At 53.8% G+C, this 18,757-nt stretch carries 17 protein-coding genes; 3 read left to right on the top strand and 14 right to left on the bottom strand.

The genetic code is table 11. From position 1 onward, the window contains the following. Positions 1-2 precede the first annotated feature (2 nt). The 4 genes from ybgE to cydA are packed head-to-tail and all read right to left on the bottom strand — an operon-like array spanning position 3 to position 3,147. Positions 3-296, bottom strand: a complete 294-nt coding sequence (ybgE, locus tag KXR87_RS03730) for a cyd operon protein YbgE (RefSeq protein ID WP_437430920.1) — start codon at positions 294-296, stop codon at positions 3-5. Beyond that, on the bottom strand, positions 296-409 hold the full coding sequence (gene cydX / locus KXR87_RS03725; protein WP_049292487.1) for a cytochrome bd-I oxidase subunit CydX: 114 nt from the start codon (positions 407-409) through the stop codon (positions 296-298). Before cydX ends, ybgE begins: the two co-directional genes overlap by 1 nt. A gap of 14 nt (positions 410-423) precedes the next feature. Then, positions 424-1,563, bottom strand: a complete 1,140-nt coding sequence (cydB, locus tag KXR87_RS03720; protein WP_437430919.1) for a cytochrome d ubiquinol oxidase subunit II — start codon at positions 1,561-1,563, stop codon at positions 424-426. Between the two features lie 15 nt (positions 1,564-1,578). After that, a complete protein-coding gene (cydA, locus tag KXR87_RS03715; protein ID WP_437430918.1) occupies positions 1,579-3,147 on the bottom strand; it encodes a cytochrome ubiquinol oxidase subunit I in 1,569 nt (522 codons plus the stop codon). A gap of 409 nt (positions 3,148-3,556) precedes the next feature. On the opposite strand from cydA, the gene KXR87_RS03710 reads away from it, so the two are divergent. Next, positions 3,557-3,745, top strand: a complete 189-nt coding sequence (locus tag KXR87_RS03710) for a hypothetical protein (RefSeq protein ID WP_437430917.1) — start codon at positions 3,557-3,559, stop codon at positions 3,743-3,745. A gap of 106 nt (positions 3,746-3,851) precedes the next feature. Here the strand turns inward: KXR87_RS03710 and KXR87_RS03705 are convergent, their stop codons facing one another. Then, on the bottom strand, positions 3,852-5,195 hold the full coding sequence (locus KXR87_RS03705) for a pyridoxal phosphate-dependent decarboxylase family protein (RefSeq protein WP_437430916.1): 1,344 nt from the start codon (positions 5,193-5,195) through the stop codon (positions 3,852-3,854). Positions 5,196-5,212: 17 nt separating this feature from the next. Next, positions 5,213-6,424 (bottom strand): MFS transporter, encoded by a 1,212-nt coding sequence (locus KXR87_RS03700; protein ID WP_437430915.1) that lies wholly within the window; start codon positions 6,422-6,424, stop codon positions 5,213-5,215. 90 nt (positions 6,425-6,514) lie between these two features. Between KXR87_RS03700 and KXR87_RS03695 the strand changes: the two genes are divergently transcribed. Beyond that, on the top strand, positions 6,515-6,976 hold the full coding sequence (locus KXR87_RS03695; protein WP_437430914.1) for a winged helix-turn-helix transcriptional regulator: 462 nt from the start codon (positions 6,515-6,517) through the stop codon (positions 6,974-6,976). Between the two features lie 72 nt (positions 6,977-7,048). On the opposite strand, the gene sucD is transcribed toward KXR87_RS03695, so the two are convergent. The 8 genes from sucD to sdhC form a co-directional block, all read right to left on the bottom strand. Further along, on the bottom strand, positions 7,049-7,918 hold the full coding sequence (sucD, locus tag KXR87_RS03690; RefSeq protein ID WP_437430913.1) for a succinate--CoA ligase subunit alpha: 870 nt from the start codon (positions 7,916-7,918) through the stop codon (positions 7,049-7,051). After that, on the bottom strand, positions 7,918-9,084 hold the full coding sequence (gene sucC, locus KXR87_RS03685) for an ADP-forming succinate--CoA ligase subunit beta (protein WP_437430912.1): 1,167 nt from the start codon (positions 9,082-9,084) through the stop codon (positions 7,918-7,920). Before sucC ends, sucD begins: the two co-directional genes overlap by 1 nt. Positions 9,085-9,231: 147 nt before the next feature. After that, positions 9,232-10,458 carry a 2-oxoglutarate dehydrogenase complex dihydrolipoyllysine-residue succinyltransferase gene (odhB, locus tag KXR87_RS03680; protein WP_437430911.1) on the bottom strand — a complete coding sequence of 409 codons (1,227 nt, stop codon included), beginning with the start codon at positions 10,456-10,458 and terminating at the stop codon, positions 9,232-9,234. Between the two features lie 14 nt (positions 10,459-10,472). Continuing rightward, a complete protein-coding gene (gene sucA / locus KXR87_RS03675; protein WP_437430910.1) occupies positions 10,473-13,280 on the bottom strand; it encodes a 2-oxoglutarate dehydrogenase E1 component in 2,808 nt (935 codons plus the stop codon). A 276-nt stretch (positions 13,281-13,556) separates the two neighbouring features. Beyond that, complete coding sequence (locus KXR87_RS03670) at positions 13,557-14,273, bottom strand: succinate dehydrogenase iron-sulfur subunit (RefSeq protein WP_437430909.1); 717 nt, start codon at positions 14,271-14,273, stop codon at positions 13,557-13,559. 15 nt (positions 14,274-14,288) lie between these two features. Beyond that, positions 14,289-16,055, bottom strand: a complete 1,767-nt coding sequence (sdhA, locus tag KXR87_RS03665; RefSeq protein ID WP_437430908.1) for a succinate dehydrogenase flavoprotein subunit — start codon at positions 16,053-16,055, stop codon at positions 14,289-14,291. Further along, positions 16,055-16,402, bottom strand: a complete 348-nt coding sequence (gene sdhD / locus KXR87_RS03660; protein WP_437430907.1) for a succinate dehydrogenase membrane anchor subunit — start codon at positions 16,400-16,402, stop codon at positions 16,055-16,057. The genes sdhA and sdhD overlap by 1 nt, the downstream gene beginning before the upstream one ends. Continuing rightward, positions 16,396-16,800: a succinate dehydrogenase cytochrome b556 subunit gene (gene sdhC, locus KXR87_RS03655; RefSeq protein WP_437430906.1), complete on the bottom strand. Its 405-nt coding sequence runs from the start codon at positions 16,798-16,800 to the stop codon at positions 16,396-16,398. The genes sdhD and sdhC overlap by 7 nt, the downstream gene beginning before the upstream one ends. A gap of 657 nt (positions 16,801-17,457) precedes the next feature. Here sdhC and KXR87_RS03650 point away from each other — a divergent pair. Next, positions 17,458-18,741 carry a citrate synthase gene (locus KXR87_RS03650; protein WP_437430905.1) on the top strand — a complete coding sequence of 428 codons (1,284 nt, stop codon included), beginning with the start codon at positions 17,458-17,460 and terminating at the stop codon, positions 18,739-18,741. Positions 18,742-18,757: the final 16 nt, after the last annotated feature.

Below are 18,757 nucleotides of genomic sequence, written 5' to 3'. Positions count from 1 at the left end.
ATTCAAAAGAAGAAAAAGATCAGACCCGTTAACATAACAATGATGGCGATTAACGGGCAAAACACCCCCTGCCAGACGATGGCACGCGGGCGAAAACCTACTCCGTGAATCACGCCTGCACAGACTGCCCACATCAGCAGAAAGCCCTGCCAGATTTCGAACTCACTGGTTTTAGCCGCGAATCGGGAGGGATCCCAGAAAATACAGCCTGCCAGCACTAATGCCATAATCAATGAAAGCGCCCGTAACGGGCGCTTATCCATTACCGCATAGAGCTTCGCGATAATTTCATTCATTAATGTTCTTCTTTCCCGGCTTTGGTCGCTTCCACGTGCTCAAGCGCCAGCGCGGTAATAATCCCAAAAGCACAGGCAAGAAGCGTTCCTAAAATCCATGCGAAATACCACATTATTAGCTCCTTACTTAGTACATAGAGTGGGTATTGGATTCAACGTGCTCTTTGGTGATGCGTCCGAACATTTTCCAGTAACACCAGGCGGTGTAGATAAGAATCAGCGGGACAAACACCAACGCCACAAAGGTCATCAGATTCAGCGTCATCTGACTGGATGTCGCATCCCACATGGTCAGACTCGCATTCATCATGATGCTGGATGGCATCACGAACGGGAACATCGCAATACCCGCGGTCAAAATAATGCATGCAAGCGTCAGGGAGGAGGAAACAAATGCCCAGGCACCTTTCTCCAGTCGTGACGTCAGCACGGTCAACAGCGGCAGCAGCACACCCAGTGCCGGAACCAGCCACAGAATCGGTGCATTATTAAAGTTGGTAAACCAGGCACCCGCCTGACGCACAACTTCTTTGTTGAGCGGGTTAGACGCGGCATGGTGATCCAGCGTAGAGGTCACAACATAACCATCAATGCCGTACATCACCCAAACACCTGCCAGCGCGAAGCAGACCAACGTCACCAGTGCGGCAATTTGCGCCGTGACGCGGGAACGCAGATGCAGTTCCCCAACCGTGCGCATTTGCAGGTAGGTGGCGCCCTGAGTGATGATCATCGCAACGCTCACCACCCCGGCCAGCAGGCCAAACGGGTTCAGCAGCTGGAAGAAGTTGCCGGTGTAGGCCAGACGCAGATACTCATCCACATTAAAAGGTACGCCCTGCAGCAGGTTACCAAAGGCAACGCCAATCACCAGCGGCGGTACAAAACTGCCGATGAAGATGCCCCAGTCCCACATGTTACGCCAGCGGTTATCTTCAATCTTGGAGCGGTAATCAAACCCGACCGGACGGAAGAAGAGCGAAGCCAGCACCAGGATCATCGCCATATAAAAGCCGGAGAAGGCCGCCGCATAAACCATCGGCCACGCCGCAAAGAGTGCGCCACCTGCAGTGATAAGCCATACCTGGTTACCGTCCCAGTGCGGTGCGATGGAGTTAATCATCACACGGCGCTCGGTATCGCTCCGCCCCAGGAAACGGGTCAGCATGCCGACCCCCATGTCGAAACCATCGGTGACAGCAAACCCGATCAGCAGAATGCCAACCAACAGCCACCAGATAAAACGCAATACTTCATAATCGATCATTTGACGACTCCTGTCTTAGCGTGCCGGCTGAGAAGCCACGGTGGACTGCTCGTAGTGGTAGCGACCGGTTTTCAGGCTGCTTGGACCCAGGCGTGCAAATTTGAACATCAAGAACATCTCAGCCACCAGGAACAGGGTATAGAGGCCGCAAATGAGCACCATCGAGAAGATAAGGTCGCCTGCGGTCAGGGTAGAGTTTGCCACTGCTGTTGGCAGCATTTCGCCCACGGCCCACGGCTGACGACCATATTCAGCAACAAACCAGCCGGATTCGATAGCAATCCACGGCAGCGGAATGCCATACAGGGCAGCGCGCAGCAGCCATTTTTTCTCGCCGATACGGTTACGACAAACGGTCCAGAACGCCACGCCAATGATCAAGAGCATCAGCACGCCAGACGCCACCATAAGGCGGAAGGCGAAGTAAAGCGGTGCGACACGTGGGATGGAGTCCTGCGTTGCCAGCTTGATTTGCTCTTCCGTCGCGTCAGAGACGTTCGGGGTATAGCGTTTGAGCAACAGCCCGTAGCCCAGATCTTTTTTCACGTTGTTGAAGGCATCACGCACTGAAGGGTCGGCCGAGCCTGAACGTAACTGCTCCAGCAGATGATATGCTTTCATCCCGTTACGAATACGCTCTTCATGCTGCACCATCAGGTCCTTCAGACCCACCACTGGCGTGTCGACAGAACGGGTAGCAATGATGCCCAGCGCATAAGGGATCTGGATGGAGAAGTTGTTTTTCTGCCCGTCCTGATCCGGAATACCAAACAGGGTAAAGGCTGCCGGTGCCGGCTGGGTTTCCCACTCAGCTTCGATAGCTGCCAGTTTGGTTTTCTGTACGTCACCCATTTCGTAACCGGACTCATCACCCAGTACGATAACAGAGATAATGGCAGCCATACCGAAACTCGCCGCGATTGCAAAAGAACGCTTGGCAAAAGCGAGATCGCGACCACGCAGCAGATAGTAAGAGCTAATCCCCAGCACGAAGATAGCGCCGCAGGTATAGCCAGAGGCGACGGTGTGGACGAATTTCACCTGGGCTACCGGGTTGAGCACCAGTTCGGCGAAACTCACCATTTCCATGCGCATGGTTTCGAAGTTGAAGTCTGCTGCTACCGGGTTTTGCATCCAGCCGTTTGCAACAAGGATCCACAAGGCAGACAAGTTAGAGCCAAGCGCCACCAGCCAGGTCACGGCCATATGCTGCACTTTACCCAGACGATCCCAACCGAAGAAAAACAGACCTACAAAAGTCGACTCGAGGAAGAAGGCCATCAGACCTTCAATGGCCAGCGGCGCACCGAAGATATCCCCAACATAGTGAGAATAGTAAGACCAGTTAGTCCCGAACTGGAACTCCATGGTCAAACCGGTTGCCACGCCCAGTGCAAAGTTAATACCAAACAACTTGCCCCAGAACTTGGTCATATCTTTATAAATCTGTTTGCCGGAAAGGACGTAGACCGTTTCCATAATGGCCAGCAGGAACGCCATACCCAGCGTCAGTGGCACAAAAAGGAAGTGGTACATCGCGGTCAAGGCAAACTGTAAGCGTGACAGTTCGACAATATCTAACATCTTGACTCCTTGCTCATCGCATGAAGACTCCGAGAGTAAACCCTGTTAGTGAAGGTTTACACGCATGCCCCAATACAAAGTTGTTGCACTTTAAAATCATTATCATGAATAAAATTGATGTTGATTCAAAAAAGTTACAACTACGTTAATAAAAAACCCAAATTGATCTCTCGAATATATTACTCCGCAAAACCCTTACAATAAAAAGGTTTTTATTGGGTTTGTTTTACGTTTTTCGACAGTGATCAATTTATACCTAATTTGCTCGCTTTAAGCCAATTTGATCGGCGACAATTTATCGATTTTTAGTGCTTTTTCCAAGCTTTTAAATATTGATTTAAATCAATTTAGTTCAGAGGTGTTAATTTTGTAGCTATCGTATCCACATAGTGAAAACCATGTTAACGATATGTATATTTTAACCTGTGATATGGTTATCAATCGGCAAGAAAAAGGACAAACTGGCGGGTATATTTCTCGTTTGGTTCTGGCTGGCTTTTTCCCTTTGCCCATTATTACGCATGCTAACAAACACGGTTACGAAGAGGCTGACTTCATTATTTTACAATTATTTCACTTTAGAGAATCCAGTATTTAACACCTCAAGGTGATTATTAAAAAAAGCCACGACGTTAATCTATGGCTTTATTAACATTTGCTCTCGGCAGAAAAAATAGATCCCATTCCTGGCGGTTATAGATTTATTACTTTACGCAAAGTGACTTAAGGGTTTCAAGTAGCATATCGACATGCACCTGCCGGGTACGCCAGGACGAGACGCTAATTCGCAGGGCCAAACGCCCCTGCCACCGCGTACTGCCAAACCAGATGCGTCCCGATGCTTGCGCCGCCGCGAGGAGGGTTGCCGTCTCTTCTTCAGTGGCGCAGCGGAAGAGAACCTGGTTGAGCACCACCCGATTCAGCACTTCAAATCCCTGCGTCGTTAATCCTTCGCTGATTCTGCGTGCCATTGCACAATGCTGGTCAATCATCGTCTGTAACCCGTCTCGTCCAAGAACGCGCAATGCGGCCCAGACGGGGATGCCGCGAGGACGGCGGGAAAACTCCAGCGTCAGATTTTTTTGCGCATCGGCGCTGGCTGTCGTGTAGACCGCATCACTGTTCATTGCACCGGCCAGCAGTTGAGGCTCACGGCAAATTACCATTGCGCAATCATAAGGGGTGTTCAGCCACTTATGGGCGTCCGTCGTCCAGCTGTCTGCAAGATCGATACCCTCAGTAAGCGAGGCCTGCGCTGAGGCTCTTGCCCACAGGCCAAAGGCAGCGTCCACATGAACCCAGGCACCTGCCTTATGGGCAAGCGGAATGATCTCAGCGAAGGGATCGCACTCACCGGTATTCACCTCTCCGGCCTGTAAACAGAGTAAAGTCCGATTATCCAGCTGTGGAAGTTGTGCGACATCTATTCGCCCGAACGGGTCAACCGGGGCGATCCTCAGTCGGGAAAGACCAAACCCTAAAATCCGCAGCGCTTTTTTTACCGTAATGTGCACAAGCTCGGATACCACGACGGTGATGTCCGGAGCGCCCTGTAACCCATCATTGTCAATGTCCCAGCCCTGGCGCGCCAGCAGTTCACGCCGTGCGGCCGACAGCGCGGCCAGCGTACAGGCCGTCGCGCTGGTACCAAAGCCCACGGCGCTCTGGCGGGGCAGATCCAGCGCCTCCAGTACCCATTTCCCGGCTATGCGCTCGACGTAATCGGCAACCGGTGAGTTGAGAAACGATGAGGCGCACTGATCCCAGGTCGTGAGTAGATGCTCTGCTGCCGAGGCGGCGGGAAGCGTTCCCCCCACCACAAAACCAAAATAGCCCGGGCCGTTTGATGCTGTTGTCGCGGGTGAACCCAGCTCATCCAGCATAGACAGAGTAGATTCTGCGGGCATGCCAGCCTGGGGAAGCGGTTCATCAAAGGCCGACAGCGCCGCTATCGCTTCCGGGGAGGGGAAAACAGGGCGTGCCTCAATTCCCTCCAGATAACGCAAACCACGCCGATGTGCTTCTGTCAGTAATTTTTGCTCTTCCATCTTGTTCCTCTGCGTTTTTATTTGTGTTCTGGCATCAGATGCCGGGTCAATGCCCATATTATCAGTGCCAGTAAACTGACCAGGGCACCAAGCCCACAGACGCCCTGCCAGCCCGACCCTGAATAGACCGCCGTGGTGGCTATCGCACCTGCGCCGCTACCGGTGGCATAAAACAGCATATAGAGCGCCACCAGCCGACCATGCTTATCGGGCGACGCACGTAAAATCAGGCTTTGATTTGTGACGTGCAGCGCCTGTCCACCGAAGTCCAGCAGCACAATCCCCAGCAGCAACCACGTAATGGAATACTCAAGCTGTGAAAGCGGCCACCACGCCAGCACTAAAAGTAGCAGGGCAATAAGACTGGTACGCTGAGCCTGGCCCCGATCGGCGGCCTGCCCTGCCCTCGCGGCGACAAGCGCACCTGCCGCACCCGCCAGCGCAAATAAACCAATCACGGTATGAGAGAAGTTATAGGGAGGAGCACTGAGCGGTAATACCATCGCACTCCAGAAGATGGTAAAGGCGGCAAACATCAGTAACGCCAGCGTGCCCCGTATCTGCAGCACGCGGTCAGTAAACAGCAGATGCAGCATCGACAGAATCAGCCGTGGCCACCCTGTTCTTTCACCCGCCACCTCGCCCTGCGGCAGACGCCGCCACAAAAGAGGGAGTAATAACAGCATCAGGAGTGCCGAGAGTCCGTACACCGCCCGCCAGCCAGCCAGATCGCTTACCGCGCCGGAGAAAACTCGGGCCAACAACAACCCTGTAAACACCCCCCCTTGCGCCGCCCCGACAACCCTGCCCCGTTCGTGCGGTGCTGAGGCGCTGGCCGCGCAGGCAATGAGTCCCTGGGTCATCGCCGTCCCCAGTAAACCCACCGCCAGCATCCCCGCAAGGAGCATCGGCGTTGACGCGGCTAAAGCCACAACCCCGAGCGCGATAACCAGCGCCACAAGCTGTAACAGCATCAATGTGCGCCGCGCTACGATGTCGCCCAGCGGCACCAGCAGTAGCAGCGCCAACGCGCACCCCACCTGAGTGGCGGTCACAATGCCTCCCACGGCGGCATAACTTATTGAGAAATCGTGCGCCAGCGCGTCGAGCAGCGGCTGCGCATAATACACATTGGCGACGCTCATCCCGCTGGAAACCGCAAACAGCATCACCAGCCCGCCTGGCAGTGTGTAAACAGGTGCCAGCGGCTCCTTTGCCCATATCTTCATCTGCAAACCTGGTTGCGAATTGAAACTAGTTGCAGCCTAAAGACTCCAGTTTTAAAATGCAACCAGAATATTTTTGCATGAGGCCTGCCGATGTCTACTCCCCTTTCCCCCTCTTACCAACCCTGCCCTGTCGCACGTGCTGTTGAGGTAATGGGTGACCGGTGGGCGCTTCTGATTATCCGTGATGCCTTTGATGGTGCACGACGGTTTGGCGATTTTCAGCGCGGACTGGGGATGGCGCGTAACATTCTTACCGACCGGTTACGCAAACTGGTTGACGCAGAGATACTGGAGACCCGGCCAGCATCGGACGGTAGCGCCTACCAGGAGTATGTACTCACGATGAAAGGCAAATCGTTATTTCCGGTTATCGTCGCGTTGCGTCAGTGGGGTGAGGGTCATCTTTTTACCCCGGACGAACCTCACTCGGTACTGATTGATACCCATACAGGAAAACCGGTCGCCCCGATGCAGCCCTGTGCTGAAGATGGCCGCGCGCTGACGGCGGACCATACGCGGGTACAAAAGCTTGATGCGTTAAAACCGCAATAAAAAAGGCCGCTCATACAGAGCGGCCAACCATGTCGAACATCATACCGCCCCTTTTACAAAGGGGCATGCATCTTATTTGATAATGGATTTCAGCGCTTCACCGATATCGGCCAGGCTGCGAACCGTTTTCACGCCTGCTGCTTCCAGCGCTGCGAATTTCTCATCCGCCGTGCCTTTACCGCCTGCGATGATGGCACCCGCGTGACCCATACGCTTGCCTTTCGGCGCCGTCACACCGGCGATGTAGCCAACAACAGGTTTGGTCACGTGATCTTTGATGTAAGCCGCCGCTTCTTCTTCTGCGCTGCCGCCGATTTCACCAATCATCACAATCGCTTCGGTCTGCGGATCTTCCTGGAACAGTTTCAGGATATCGATGAAGTTAGAGCCCGGGATCGGGTCGCCACCAATGCCCACGCAGGTGGACTGGCCGAAACCGTAGTCGGTGGTCTGCTTAACCGCTTCATAGGTCAGGGTCCCGGAACGGGAGACAATGCCCACTTTACCCGGCTGGTGAATGTGGCCCGGCATAATGCCGATTTTGCACTCGCCTGGGGTAATCACGCCCGGGCAGTTCGGCCCGATCATGCGAACGCCTGCTTCATCCAGTTTCACCTTCACGGTCAGCATATCCAGAGTCGGGATGCCTTCGGTGATGGTGATAATCAGTTTGATGCCAGCATCGATGGCTTCCAGGATGGAGTCTTTGCAGAACGGTGCCGGAACGTAAATCACGGTGGCGGTAGCACCCGTTGCTTCTACTGCTTCACGCACGGTGTTGAACACCGGCAGACCCAGATGCGTGGTGCCGCCTTTGCCGGGCGTAACGCCGCCAACCATCTGCGTACCGTAAGCAATCGCTTGTTCAGAGTGGAAAGTGCCCTGGCTACCGGTGAACCCCTGGCAGATAACCTTGGTATCTTTATTGATTAAAACAGACATTATTTACCCTCCACTGCGGCAACAACCTGCTGTGCTGCATCCGTCAGACTTTTCGCTGCAATAATATTCAGGCCGCTGTCAGCCAGACGCTTCGCGCCCAGCTCCGCGTTGTTGCCTTCCAGACGTACCACAACAGGCACGTTAACGCCTACTTCTTCTACGGCACCAATGATGCCGTCAGCGATCAGGTCGCAACGCACGATGCCGCCGAAAATGTTTACCAGAACGGCTTTAACATTGTCATCAGAGAGAATGATTTTGAACGCTTCGGTTACGCGCTCTTTGGTCGCACCACCGCCCACATCGAGGAAGTTTGCCGGTTCGCCGCCGTGCAGTTTTACGATGTCCATGGTGCCCATCGCCAGACCTGCGCCGTTAACCATGCAGCCGATGTTGCCGTCCAGCGCAACATAGTTCAGTTCCCACTGTGCTGCCTGCGCTTCACGCGGATCTTCCTGAGACTGGTCGCGCATTTCACGCAGATCCGGCTGACGGAACAGGGCATTGCCATCCGCACCCAGTTTGCCATCAAGGCAGATCAGATCGCCCTGTTTGGTAATAACCAGCGGGTTAATTTCGATCAGAGCCAGATCGCGCTCCAGGAAAATGGTCGCAAGGCCCATGAAAATTTTAGTGAACTGCTGAACCTGCTTGCCTTCCAGACCCAGTTTGAACGCCAGCTCACGACCCTGATAAGGCATCGGACCTGCCAGCGGATCGAGGGCGATTTTGTGGATCAGGTGTGGCGTCTCTTCAGCCACTTTTTCGATTTCCACGCCACCTTCGGTAGAGGCCATGAACACCACGCGACGGGAGCTACGGTCAACCACCGCACCCAGATACAGCTCTTTATCGATATCGGTCGCCGCTTCAACCAGGATCTGGTTTACCGGCTGGCCGTTGGCGTCCGTTTGGTAGGTGACCAGACGTTTACCCAACCAGTGCTCAGCAAAGGCACGGATCTCTTCTTTGCTTTTTACAACCTTCACACCGCCCGCTTTACCACGGCCGCCCGCGTGAACCTGGCATTTTACTACCCACGGACCCGCACCAATTTTAGACGCCGCTTCTTCAGCTTCGCGCGGCGTTGAGCACGCATAGCCTACTGGCGCAGGCAGACCGTAACGGGCAAAAAGCTGTTTTGCCTGGTATTCATGTAAGTTCATCTATTCTGTCCATCCTTCAGGTCATCATTATCTTTGAACCCGCAGGCCCGATAAGTCGCAAAAGCATTGCCATCAGGCAACGCACCAGCACCGGATGGCGGTGTGTACGTCTTACCCGGCCTGCGAGGCAGGGGATATTCTCAGGTGCTACACGTCCAGCAGCAGACGCGTCGGATCTTCCAGCAGCTCTTTAATAGCCACCAGGAAACCAACGGACTCGCGACCATCAATCAGACGGTGATCGTAGGAGAGCGCCAGATACATCATCGGCAGGATCTCCACTTTACCGTCCACCGCCATTGGGCGGTCTTTGATAGCATGCATGCCGAGGATTGCGCTCTGCGGCGGGTTGATGATTGGGGTAGACATCAGTGAACCGAAGACACCGCCATTGGTGATAGTGAAGTTACCGCCGGTCAGATCTTCTACCGTCAGCTTGCCGTCACGACCTTTAATCGCCAGATCTTTGATACGTTTTTCAATGTCAGCCATGCCCAGGGTATCCACATCACGCAGCACCGGCGTTACCAGGCCGCGCGGAGTGGACACGGCCATGCTCACGTCGAAATAGTTGTGGTACACCACATCATCGCCATCAATAGACGCGTTCACTTCCGGGTAACGTTTCAGCGCTTCAACCACTGCTTTCACGTAGAAAGACATAAAGCCCAGACGGATACCGTGACGTTTTTCAAAAGCGTCACCGTACTGCTTGCGCAGGTCCATGATGGGCTTCATGTTCACTTCGTTGAAAGTGGTCAGCATCGCGGTGGAGTTTTTCGCTTCCAGCAGACGCTCAGCAACGCGCTTACGCAGGCGAGTCATTGGCACGCGTTTCTCAGCGCGCCCCGCCAGTTGTGGCGTCGCCGGGGCTGCAGCAGGGGCCGCCGGTTTGCTCTCTTCTTGCTTAGCCGGGGCTTTCGCCAGATGTTTTTCAACATCTTCGCGGGTCAGACGTCCACCCACACCCGAGCCTTTGATGTCGCTGGCGTCGAGGTTGTGCTCAGCCAGCAGGCGACGGATCGCCGGGCTGAGTGCATCGTTGTTTTGCTCTTCCAGCGAGGCCTGCTGGCGCTGCGCTGGAGTAGATTCTTTGGCATCCGATTTGGCGCTGCTCTCTTTTCCGCCACTGTTGCCTTCACGCAGGCGACCCAGAATCTGGCGAGAAGTGACGGTGGTGCCTTCATCTTCCAGCACGGCATCCAGGATGCCATCCGCCGACGCCGGTACTTCCAGTACCACTTTGTCAGTTTCGATTTCTACCAGCACTTCATCGCGTTGGACGCTATCGCCCGGTTTTTTGTGCCAGGTCGCAACGGTCGCATCAGCAACGGACTCAGGCAGGTCGGGTACAAGAATATCTACGCTACTCATTGTTTATCCTTTATTTAATCGACGTTCAGCGCGTCATTGACCAGATCTTGTTGCTGTTTCTGGTGAACGGACAGATAACCTACCGCAGGCGACGCGGAGGCCGGGCGACCTGCGTAACGCAGTGACGCTCCAAATGGAATCACTTCATTGAAATGATGCTGACTGCAGTACCATGCGCCCTGGTTGAGCGGCTCTTCCTGGCACCAGACAAAATCTTTCACATGAGCATACTGCTTGAGCACATCCTGAACCGACTGATGCGGGAACGGATAAAGCTGCTCAATACGAACAATGGCGACATCTTTCTGATCGTTCTTACGACGCTGATCAAGGAGGTCGTAATAAACCTTACCAGAACACATCACCACGCGCTTAACGCCTTGCGGATCCAGTTCATCCACTTCACCAATGGCAGGCATAAAGGTGCCATTTGCCAGTTCATCCAGCGAAGAGACCGCCTGCGGATGGCGCAGCAGAGACTTCGGTGACATTACGATGAGCGGACGGCGCATACCGCGCAGCGCCTGACGACGCAGCATGTGGTAAACCTGAGCCGGGGTGGACGGCACACAGACCTGCATGTTCTGCTCTGCGCAAAGCTGCAGATAACGCTCCAGGCGCGCGGAGGAGTGCTCCGGTCCCTGACCTTCGTAACCGTGTGGCAGCAGCATCACCAGACCACACATCCGGCCCCATTTCTGTTCACCGGAGGAGATGAACTGGTCGATAACCACCTGCGCGCCGTTGGCGAAGTCACCAAACTGGGCTTCCCAGATAGTCAGGGTACGCGGTTCAGCGGTGGCATAACCGTATTCAAACGCCAGCACTGCCTCCTCAGAGAGGACAGAGTCCCAGACTCTGAAAGGCCCCTGGCTGTTGTGCACATGGTGCAGTGGCGTGTAGGTTGAGCCGTTCGCCTGGTTGTGAATCACCGCGTGACGATGGAAGAAGGTGCCACGGCCGGAGTCTTCACCAGAAAGACGCACCGAGATGCCTTCGTCGACAAGCGTCGCGTAGGCCAGGTTTTCCGCCCCACCCCAGTCAAACAGCTTCTCACCGGCGGCCATCGCCTGGCGATCGTTGTAGATCTTGGCCACGCGCGCCTGCATTTCAATAGCTTCCGGCACGGTACTGATGCGTTTTGCCAGCTCCTGCACGCGCTTCATTTCTACCTTGTTCGGGTAGCTCTCATCCCACTCATGGTTGAGGTACGGCGACCAGGTAAAGGAGTGCATGTTCATCGGTCGGAACTCTTCTACCACACACTCACCGGCATCCAGCGCGTCACGGTAGAGATTGACCAGTTCTGTTGCATCTTCCAGAGTCGCAACGCCTTCCTGCTCCAGCTTGTCCGCGTAGAGTTTGCGTGGGGTCGGATGCTTTTTGATTTTCTGGTACATCAGCGGCTGGGTTGCGCTCGGTTCATCGGCTTCGTTATGGCCGTGACGGCGGTAGCAAACCAGGTCGATAAAGACATCACGTTTGAAGGTATTACGGAAATCCAGCGCAAGGCGGGTAACAAAAGCGACCGCTTCAGGGTCATCCGCATTAACGTGGAAGATGGGTGCCATCACCATTTTACCGATGTCGGTACAGTAAGGCGTAGAGCGCGCATCGAGCGGGTTAGAGGTGGTAAAGCCCACCTGGTTATTGATGACGATACGCACGGTACCGCCCACTTCATAACCACGCGCTTTGGACATGTTCAGGGTTTCCTGAACCACACCCTGCCCGGCTACTGCCGCATCGCCGTGAATGGTAATCGGCAGCACTTTGTTGCTGCCAGGTTCGTCAAGACGGTCGAGACGGGCGCGAACGGAACCCATCACCACCGGGCTGACAATCTCCAGGTGCGAGGGGTTAAATGCCAGCGCCAGATGCACCAGGCCACCTTCGGTTTCCATGTCAGACGAGAAGCCCATGTGGTACTTCACGTCGCCGGTGCCGAGATGCTCTTTGTGTTTCCCCGCGAACTCGTCAAACAGATCCTGCGGTTTTTTACCCAGTACGTTAATCAGCACGTTGAGACGACCACGGTGTGCCATGCCCAGTACCACTTCGCGGGTACCGTTTTTACCGGCGTGACGAATCATCTCTTTGAGCATCGGCACCAGCGCGTCGCCACCTTCCAGCGAGAAGCGTTTCGCGCCGGGGAATTTCGCACCGAGATAGCGCTCCATCCCTTCTGCGGCGGTGAGCTCGCTCAGGAAACGTTTCTTCTCTTCTTTACTGAAAGAGGCGTGACCCACGACCGACTCGATGCGCTGCTGGATCCAGCGCTTCTCTTCGGTACTGGTAATGTGCATGTATTCTGCACCGATAGAGCCGCAATAGGTCTGTTTGAGCGCCTCAATCAGATCGCCGAGCTTCATCGTATCTTTGCCGATAGCAAAGGAGCCGACGTTGAAGGTTTCCTGGAGGTCAGCCTCGGTTAAATCATGGAAAGAGGGATCAAGGTCGGCAACACGCTCCTGCTGCCAGAGTCCCAGCGGATCCAGTTTAGCCTGTTGATGACCACGAAAACGGTAGGCGTTGATCAACTGCAGGACTTTAACCTGACGAGCGTTAGTATCTGGGTCGGAAACGGAAGAGGAATAACGTGAGGCGTCCTTCGCTAAACGACGGAAATAGTCACGTGTTTTGGAATGGAATTGATCCGGTTTCACTCCGGTGCCCGGTAGCTCTTCAAACATGGCACGCCAGTTTGAATCAACCGAGTCAGGATCGGTTAAGAAGTCTTCATAGAGCTGTTCTATCCAGCTCTGGTTAGAGCCAGAGAGGTAAGAAGAGTCCAGCCAGGCTTTCAAAGCGCTGTTCTGCATCGTGATCCCTTAAGCATTGTTATGCTTACATCGCCGTGGATAACTACGACGCGCGCAGCAACGCGCACGTCCCGGGGTTCACTTGCGAGCTCTTCTCTCTACCTGGCTCGCGAAGGAACCTTTAAAAACTGTCTGAATATTTTCCCTCACCCCTGCCCTCTCCCGGAGGGAGAGGGGGAAGAACGTGCGGCAGTTTTTAAAGGTTTCCTGCTTTATTCCCCTCTCCCCACGGGGGAGAGGGTCAGGGTGAAGGGAACAGCGCTCCCTTCATTTTTCTTACGCACTGCGTTGTAACAACATCGACTTGATATGCCCAATGGCGCGCGTCGGGTTTAACCCTTTCGGACACACACTGACGCAGTTCATGATGCTATGGCAGCGGAATACACTGAAAGCATCACTCAGGCCTTCCAGGCGGTTATCGGTTTCGGTGTCGCGGCTGTCGATCAGGAAGCGGTAAGCCGCCAGCAGACCGGCCGGGCCGATGAATTTATCCGGATTCCACCAGAACGACGGGCAGGATGTAGAGCAGCAGGCGCACAAAATACACTCATACAATCCGTCGAGTTTCTCGCGCTGTTCCGGCATCTGCAGATGCTCACGAGCGGGTGGATTTTGTCCATTATTCAATAAGTAAGGTTTAATCTTCTCATATTGAGCATAGAATTGCCCCATGTCCACCACCAAATCGCGGATGACCGGCAGCCCAGGTAGCGGACGAATCACAATCTTCTGCTTGCCGTTTCCGAGCGCTGAGAGCGGGGTGATACAGGCCAGACCGTTCTTGCCGTTCATGTTCACGCCGTCGGAGCCACAGACCCCTTCACGGCAGGAGCGGCGAAACGACAAACCTGGATCCTGCTCTTTAATCAGCATCAGGGCGTCCAGCAGCATCATGTCACGCCCCTCTTCACCTTCCAGGGTGTAATCCTGCATGCGCGGAGCGTCATCAACATCCGGGTTATAGCGATAAATTGAAAACTCGAATTTCATTTTCCTGTCTCCGCATTAATAAGTACGAATCTTCGGCGGGAATGCCGGACGCAGTTTCGGTTCCATATTGACGCTGCGGCGTGTCATGGATTCCGTCTCTGGCAGGTACAGGGAATGGCACAGCCAGTTTTCATCATCACGCTCCGGGAAGTCGAAGCGGCTATGGGCACCACGGCTCTCGGTACGGAAGTTAGCCGATACCGCCGTTGCATAAGCGGTTTCCATCAGGTTATCCAGCTCCAGGCACTCAACGCGCTGGGTGTTGAACTCACTGGAGGTATCATCCAGACGGGCGTTTTTCAGACGCTCGCGAATCGCTTTCAGCTCTTCAAGCCCTTTAGCCATCGCATCACCTTCACGGAACACCGAGAAGTTATGCTGCATACACTCCTGCAGCGCTTTGCGAATCACCACCGGATCTTCGCCATCACGATTACCGTTCCAGCGATTCAGACGTGCCAGCGAGGCTTCAATCTCATCGTCGGTCGCATCGCACAGATCGCCCTGTTCAGCGATGGATTCCTGCAGATGCAGACCCGCCGCACGACCAAACACCACCAGGTCCAGCAGTGAGTTGCCGCCCAGACGGTTCGCACCGTGTACGGAGACACAGGCGATTTCGCCCACGGCGAACAGACCAGGAATGACCACATCTTCGCCCTGCTCGTTCACGGTCAGCGCCTGACCGGTCACTTTGGTCGGGATCCCGCCCATCATGTAGTGGCAGGTTGGGATCACCGGGATCGGCTCTTTCACCGGATCGACGTGCGCAAAGGTACGGGAGAGTTCCAGAATGCCAGGCAAACGCGACTCGAGCACCTCTTTGCCGAGGTGATCGAGTTTCAGTTTGGCATGCGGACCCCACGGGCCATCGCAGCCGCGACCTTCGCGGATTTCGATCATGATGGAACGCGCCACCACATCACGACCCGCCAGGTCTTTCGCGTTAGGCGCATAGCGCTCCATAAAACGCTCACCGTGTTTATTTAACAGGTAGCCGCCTTCACCACGGCAGCCTTCAGTCACCAGCACCCCCGCCCCGGCGATGCCTGTCGGGTGGAACTGCCACATCTCCATGTCCTGCACCGGCACACCAGCGCGCAGTGCCATCCCGACGCCGTCACCCGTATTAATATGGGCGTTGGTCGTGGACTGATAGATGCGGCCTGCGCCACCGGTCGCCAGTACGGTGGCACGCGCTTTAAAGTAGACCACTTCACCACTTTCAATGCTCAGCGCCGTACAACCGACGATAGCGCCGTCCTGGTTTTTCACCAGATCGAGCGCATACCACTCCGAAAAAATAGTAGTATGATTTTTAAGGTTTTGCTGATAAAGCGTATGCAACAGTGCGTGGCCGGTACGGTCCGCCGCCGCCGCCGTACGTGCTGCCTGCTCACCGCCGAAATTTTTTGACTGCCCGCCGAAAGGACGTTGATAAATTTTGCCATCATCCAGACGAGAGAACGGCAGGCCCATATGCTCCAGCTCCAGAATCGCCTCCGGGCCGGTTTTACACATGTATTCGATCGCGTCCTGGTCACCAATGTAATCCGACCCTTTTACGGTGTCGTACATGTGCCATTCCCAGTTATCTTCGTGGGTATTACCCAACGCAACGGTGATACCACCTTGCGCAGAAACGGTGTGCGAACGGGTTGGAAAGACTTTCGAGAGCAGCGCACAGGTCTGGCCGCTCTGGGAAATTTGTAGCGCCGCGCGCATACCTGCGCCGCCTGCGCCAATAACAACAGCATCAAATTCTCTGACTGGCAGTTTCATTACACACCCCACACCACAACGAATCCATAAATAACGTAAATCGCAAGCGCAACCACAATCACCAGTTGCAGCATCAGGCGTAAAGCCACGGATTTAACGTAGTCGGTCAACACCTGCCACATGCCAATCCAGGCATGGATTAATATTGAGAATAGCGCCAGCAGGGTGAAAACTTTGGTAAAGGCGGAGGAGAAAAAGCCTGACCAGACTTGCCAGGTGATATCACCGTTAATAGCGAAGAAGCCCACCATATAGATGATGTAAAGCGTCAGGACGATGGCGGTTGCACGGACCAGAATGAAGTCATGTACGCCGTTACGTCCTAGTGCGGAGGCATTGCTTACCATACGAGGACTCCTGCGAGAAGTGAAAGCACGACAGTTATTGCAAAAGAGATATTAGCGGAACGTTTTCCTGCCTCAAAAGTTTCATCCAGCCAGCCGAAATCCATCAGCATGTGCCGAATACCGCCCACGGCGTGGTACGCCAGTGCAGTCAGAATGCCCCACATAATGAATTTAACAAAAAAACCATTCATGATGGCAGCAGCAGCCTGGAAGCCTTCTTCAGACGATAGCGATAGGCCCAGTAACCACAACAGAATGCCAACAGCGATAAAGGTGATAACGCCGGAAACACGGTGGAGAATGGAGGCTATAGCCGTGACAGGAAACCGGATAGTTGTGAGATCCAGATTGACAGGTCTTTGTTTTTTCACATTTTTTATCATGAATAACGCCCACATGCTGTTCTTATTAGTTTCCTTCCTCCGGTCTGCGTGCGGGTCAGACAGCGTCCTTTTCTATAACTGCGCGTCATGCAAAAAATGAGCTTCCAGATGCTAAACGCCAGGTTACAACGCTGGGTGGCTCGGGATTGCAGGGTATTCCGGAGACCTGGCGGCAGTATAGGTCGTTCACAAAATCATTACAATTAACCTACATATAGTTTGTCGGGTTTTATGCAGAACAGTGACTGGCGTCACGATAACAACATTTTTTTAAATTTTAACCATCGGATTTGACAAATATTAAACATTATTGTTACAAACTTCACCAGAAGAGAGATATAATTCGCAAAAGTTATGGGGTCTATCTTTCACCTGCAAATAAGTTATGCAACTACAAATAAGTTATGCAACAGTGTGATGGTGTTGACCGAATTAATCAGGACAGTTATTAGTGATAACCAGTTTTGTAAATTTCGGACTGCCGACTCCCTGATTTGTTGTTGTTTCAACTGAACTTTAGATGCTGACCTGCATGCGCCCATCGCTCTGTACCCTGGTATCTCCTCTCAACAGAGCAGCGAGCCACATTATAATCTGGTAGCGTTGAAGACAGTTTGAATGCAAATCCGGTAACAGGTAGTCTTAAGCAATAAGGCGCTAAGGAGACCGTAAATGGCTGATAAAAAAGCAAATCTCACCTATAATGGTGACGCTGCTATTGAACTGGATGTGCTAAAAGGCACACTCGGTGAGGATGTTATTGATATCCGTAGTCTCGGTTCAAAAGGAGTTTTTACTTTTGATCCTGGTTTCACCTCTACCGCATCCTGCGAATCAAAAATTACTTTTATTGATGGTGATGAAGGTATTCTGCTGCACCGTGGGTTCCCGATTGACCAGTTGGCTACCGACTCTAGTTATCTCGAAGTCTCTTACATTCTGCTTTACGGTGAAAAACCGACGCAGGAGCAGTATGACGAGTTCAAACTGACCGTTACCCGCCATACCATGATTCACGAACAGATTACCCGTCTGTTCCACGGTTTCCGTCGCGACTCGCATCCAATGGCCGTACTGTGCGGCGTGACCGGCGCGCTGGCGGCGTTCTATCATGACTCCCTGGATGTGAATAATTCACGCCACCGTGAAATCGCTGCTTTCCGCTTGTTGTCCAAAATGCCGACGGTTGCGGCAATGTGTTACAAATACTCCATCGGTCAGCCTTTCGTTTATCCTCGTAACGATCTCTCTTACGCCGGCAATTTCCTGCACATGATGTTCGCCACCCCATGTGAACCTTACGAGGTTAACCCGGTGCTGGAACGTGCGATGGACCGTATTCTGATCCTGCATGCTGACCATGAGCAAAATGCCTCAACCTCTACCGTGCGTACTGCTGGTTCTTCAGGTGCCAACCCGTTTGCCTGCATCGCCGCCGGTATCGCCTCCCTGTGGGGACCTGCTCACGGCGGCGCCAACGAAGCAGCGCTGAAAATGCTGGAAGAGATAAGCACGGTCAAACACATTCCGGAATTCCTGCGTCGCGCTAAAGATAAGAACGATTCGTTCCGTCTGATGGGCTTCGGTCACCGCGTTTACAAAAACTATGATCCGCGTGCGACCGTGATGCGTGAAACCTGCCATGCGGTTCTTAAAGAGCTGGGCACCAAGGACGATCTGCTGGAAGTGGCGATGGAGCTTGAGCACATCGCGCTGAATGACCCCTACTTCATCGAGCGTAAACTCTACCCGAACGTAGACTTTTACTCCGGTATCATCCTGAAAGCGATGGGCATTCCTTCCTCCATGTTTACCGTTATCTTCGCGATGGCGCGTACCGTGGGCTGGATTGCACACTGGAATGAGATGCACGACGATGGCCTGAAAATTGCCCGTCCGCGTCAGCTTTACACCGGCTATGACAAGCGCGATTTCAGTTCCGATCTTAAAAAATAACGATCGCCTGTTAATA

The organism is Yokenella regensburgei (assembly GCF_051486985.1).
Classification (GTDB): Bacteria; Pseudomonadota; Gammaproteobacteria; order Enterobacterales; family Enterobacteriaceae; genus CBFFRJ01.
This window is presented reverse-complemented; position numbering and strand designations above follow the sequence as displayed.

Coding starts and splice junctions, on each gene's coding strand:
- sucA (WP_437430910.1), bottom strand. CDS start 13,280: ATGCAGAACAGCGCTTTGAAAGCCTGGCTGGACTCTTCTTACCTCTCT.
- KXR87_RS03705 (WP_437430916.1), bottom strand. CDS start 5,195: ATGGAAGAGCAAAAATTACTGACAGAAGCACATCGGCGTGGTTTGCGT.
- cydX (WP_049292487.1), bottom strand. CDS start 409: ATGTGGTATTTCGCATGGATTTTAGGAACGCTTCTTGCCTGTGCTTTT.
- sucD (WP_437430913.1), bottom strand. CDS start 7,918: ATGTCTGTTTTAATCAATAAAGATACCAAGGTTATCTGCCAGGGGTTC.
- sdhA (WP_437430908.1), bottom strand. CDS start 16,055: ATGAAACTGCCAGTCAGAGAATTTGATGCTGTTGTTATTGGCGCAGGC.
- KXR87_RS03710 (WP_437430917.1), top strand. CDS start 3,557: ATGTATATTTTAACCTGTGATATGGTTATCAATCGGCAAGAAAAAGGA.
- cydA (WP_437430918.1), bottom strand. CDS start 3,147: ATGTTAGATATTGTCGAACTGTCACGCTTACAGTTTGCCTTGACCGCG.
- odhB (WP_437430911.1), bottom strand. CDS start 10,458: ATGAGTAGCGTAGATATTCTTGTACCCGACCTGCCTGAGTCCGTTGCT.
- sucC (WP_437430912.1), bottom strand. CDS start 9,084: ATGAACTTACATGAATACCAGGCAAAACAGCTTTTTGCCCGTTACGGT.
- KXR87_RS03695 (WP_437430914.1), top strand. CDS start 6,515: ATGTCTACTCCCCTTTCCCCCTCTTACCAACCCTGCCCTGTCGCACGT.
- KXR87_RS03650 (WP_437430905.1), top strand. CDS start 17,458: ATGGCTGATAAAAAAGCAAATCTCACCTATAATGGTGACGCTGCTATT.
- KXR87_RS03700 (WP_437430915.1), bottom strand. CDS start 6,424: ATGAAGATATGGGCAAAGGAGCCGCTGGCACCTGTTTACACACTGCCA.
- ybgE (WP_437430920.1), bottom strand. CDS start 296: ATGAATGAAATTATCGCGAAGCTCTATGCGGTAATGGATAAGCGCCCG.
- cydB (WP_437430919.1), bottom strand. CDS start 1,563: ATGATCGATTATGAAGTATTGCGTTTTATCTGGTGGCTGTTGGTTGGC.
- sdhD (WP_437430907.1), bottom strand. CDS start 16,402: ATGGTAAGCAATGCCTCCGCACTAGGACGTAACGGCGTACATGACTTC.
- KXR87_RS03670 (WP_437430909.1), bottom strand. CDS start 14,273: ATGAAATTCGAGTTTTCAATTTATCGCTATAACCCGGATGTTGATGAC.
- sdhC (WP_437430906.1), bottom strand. CDS start 16,800: ATGTGGGCGTTATTCATGATAAAAAATGTGAAAAAACAAAGACCTGTC.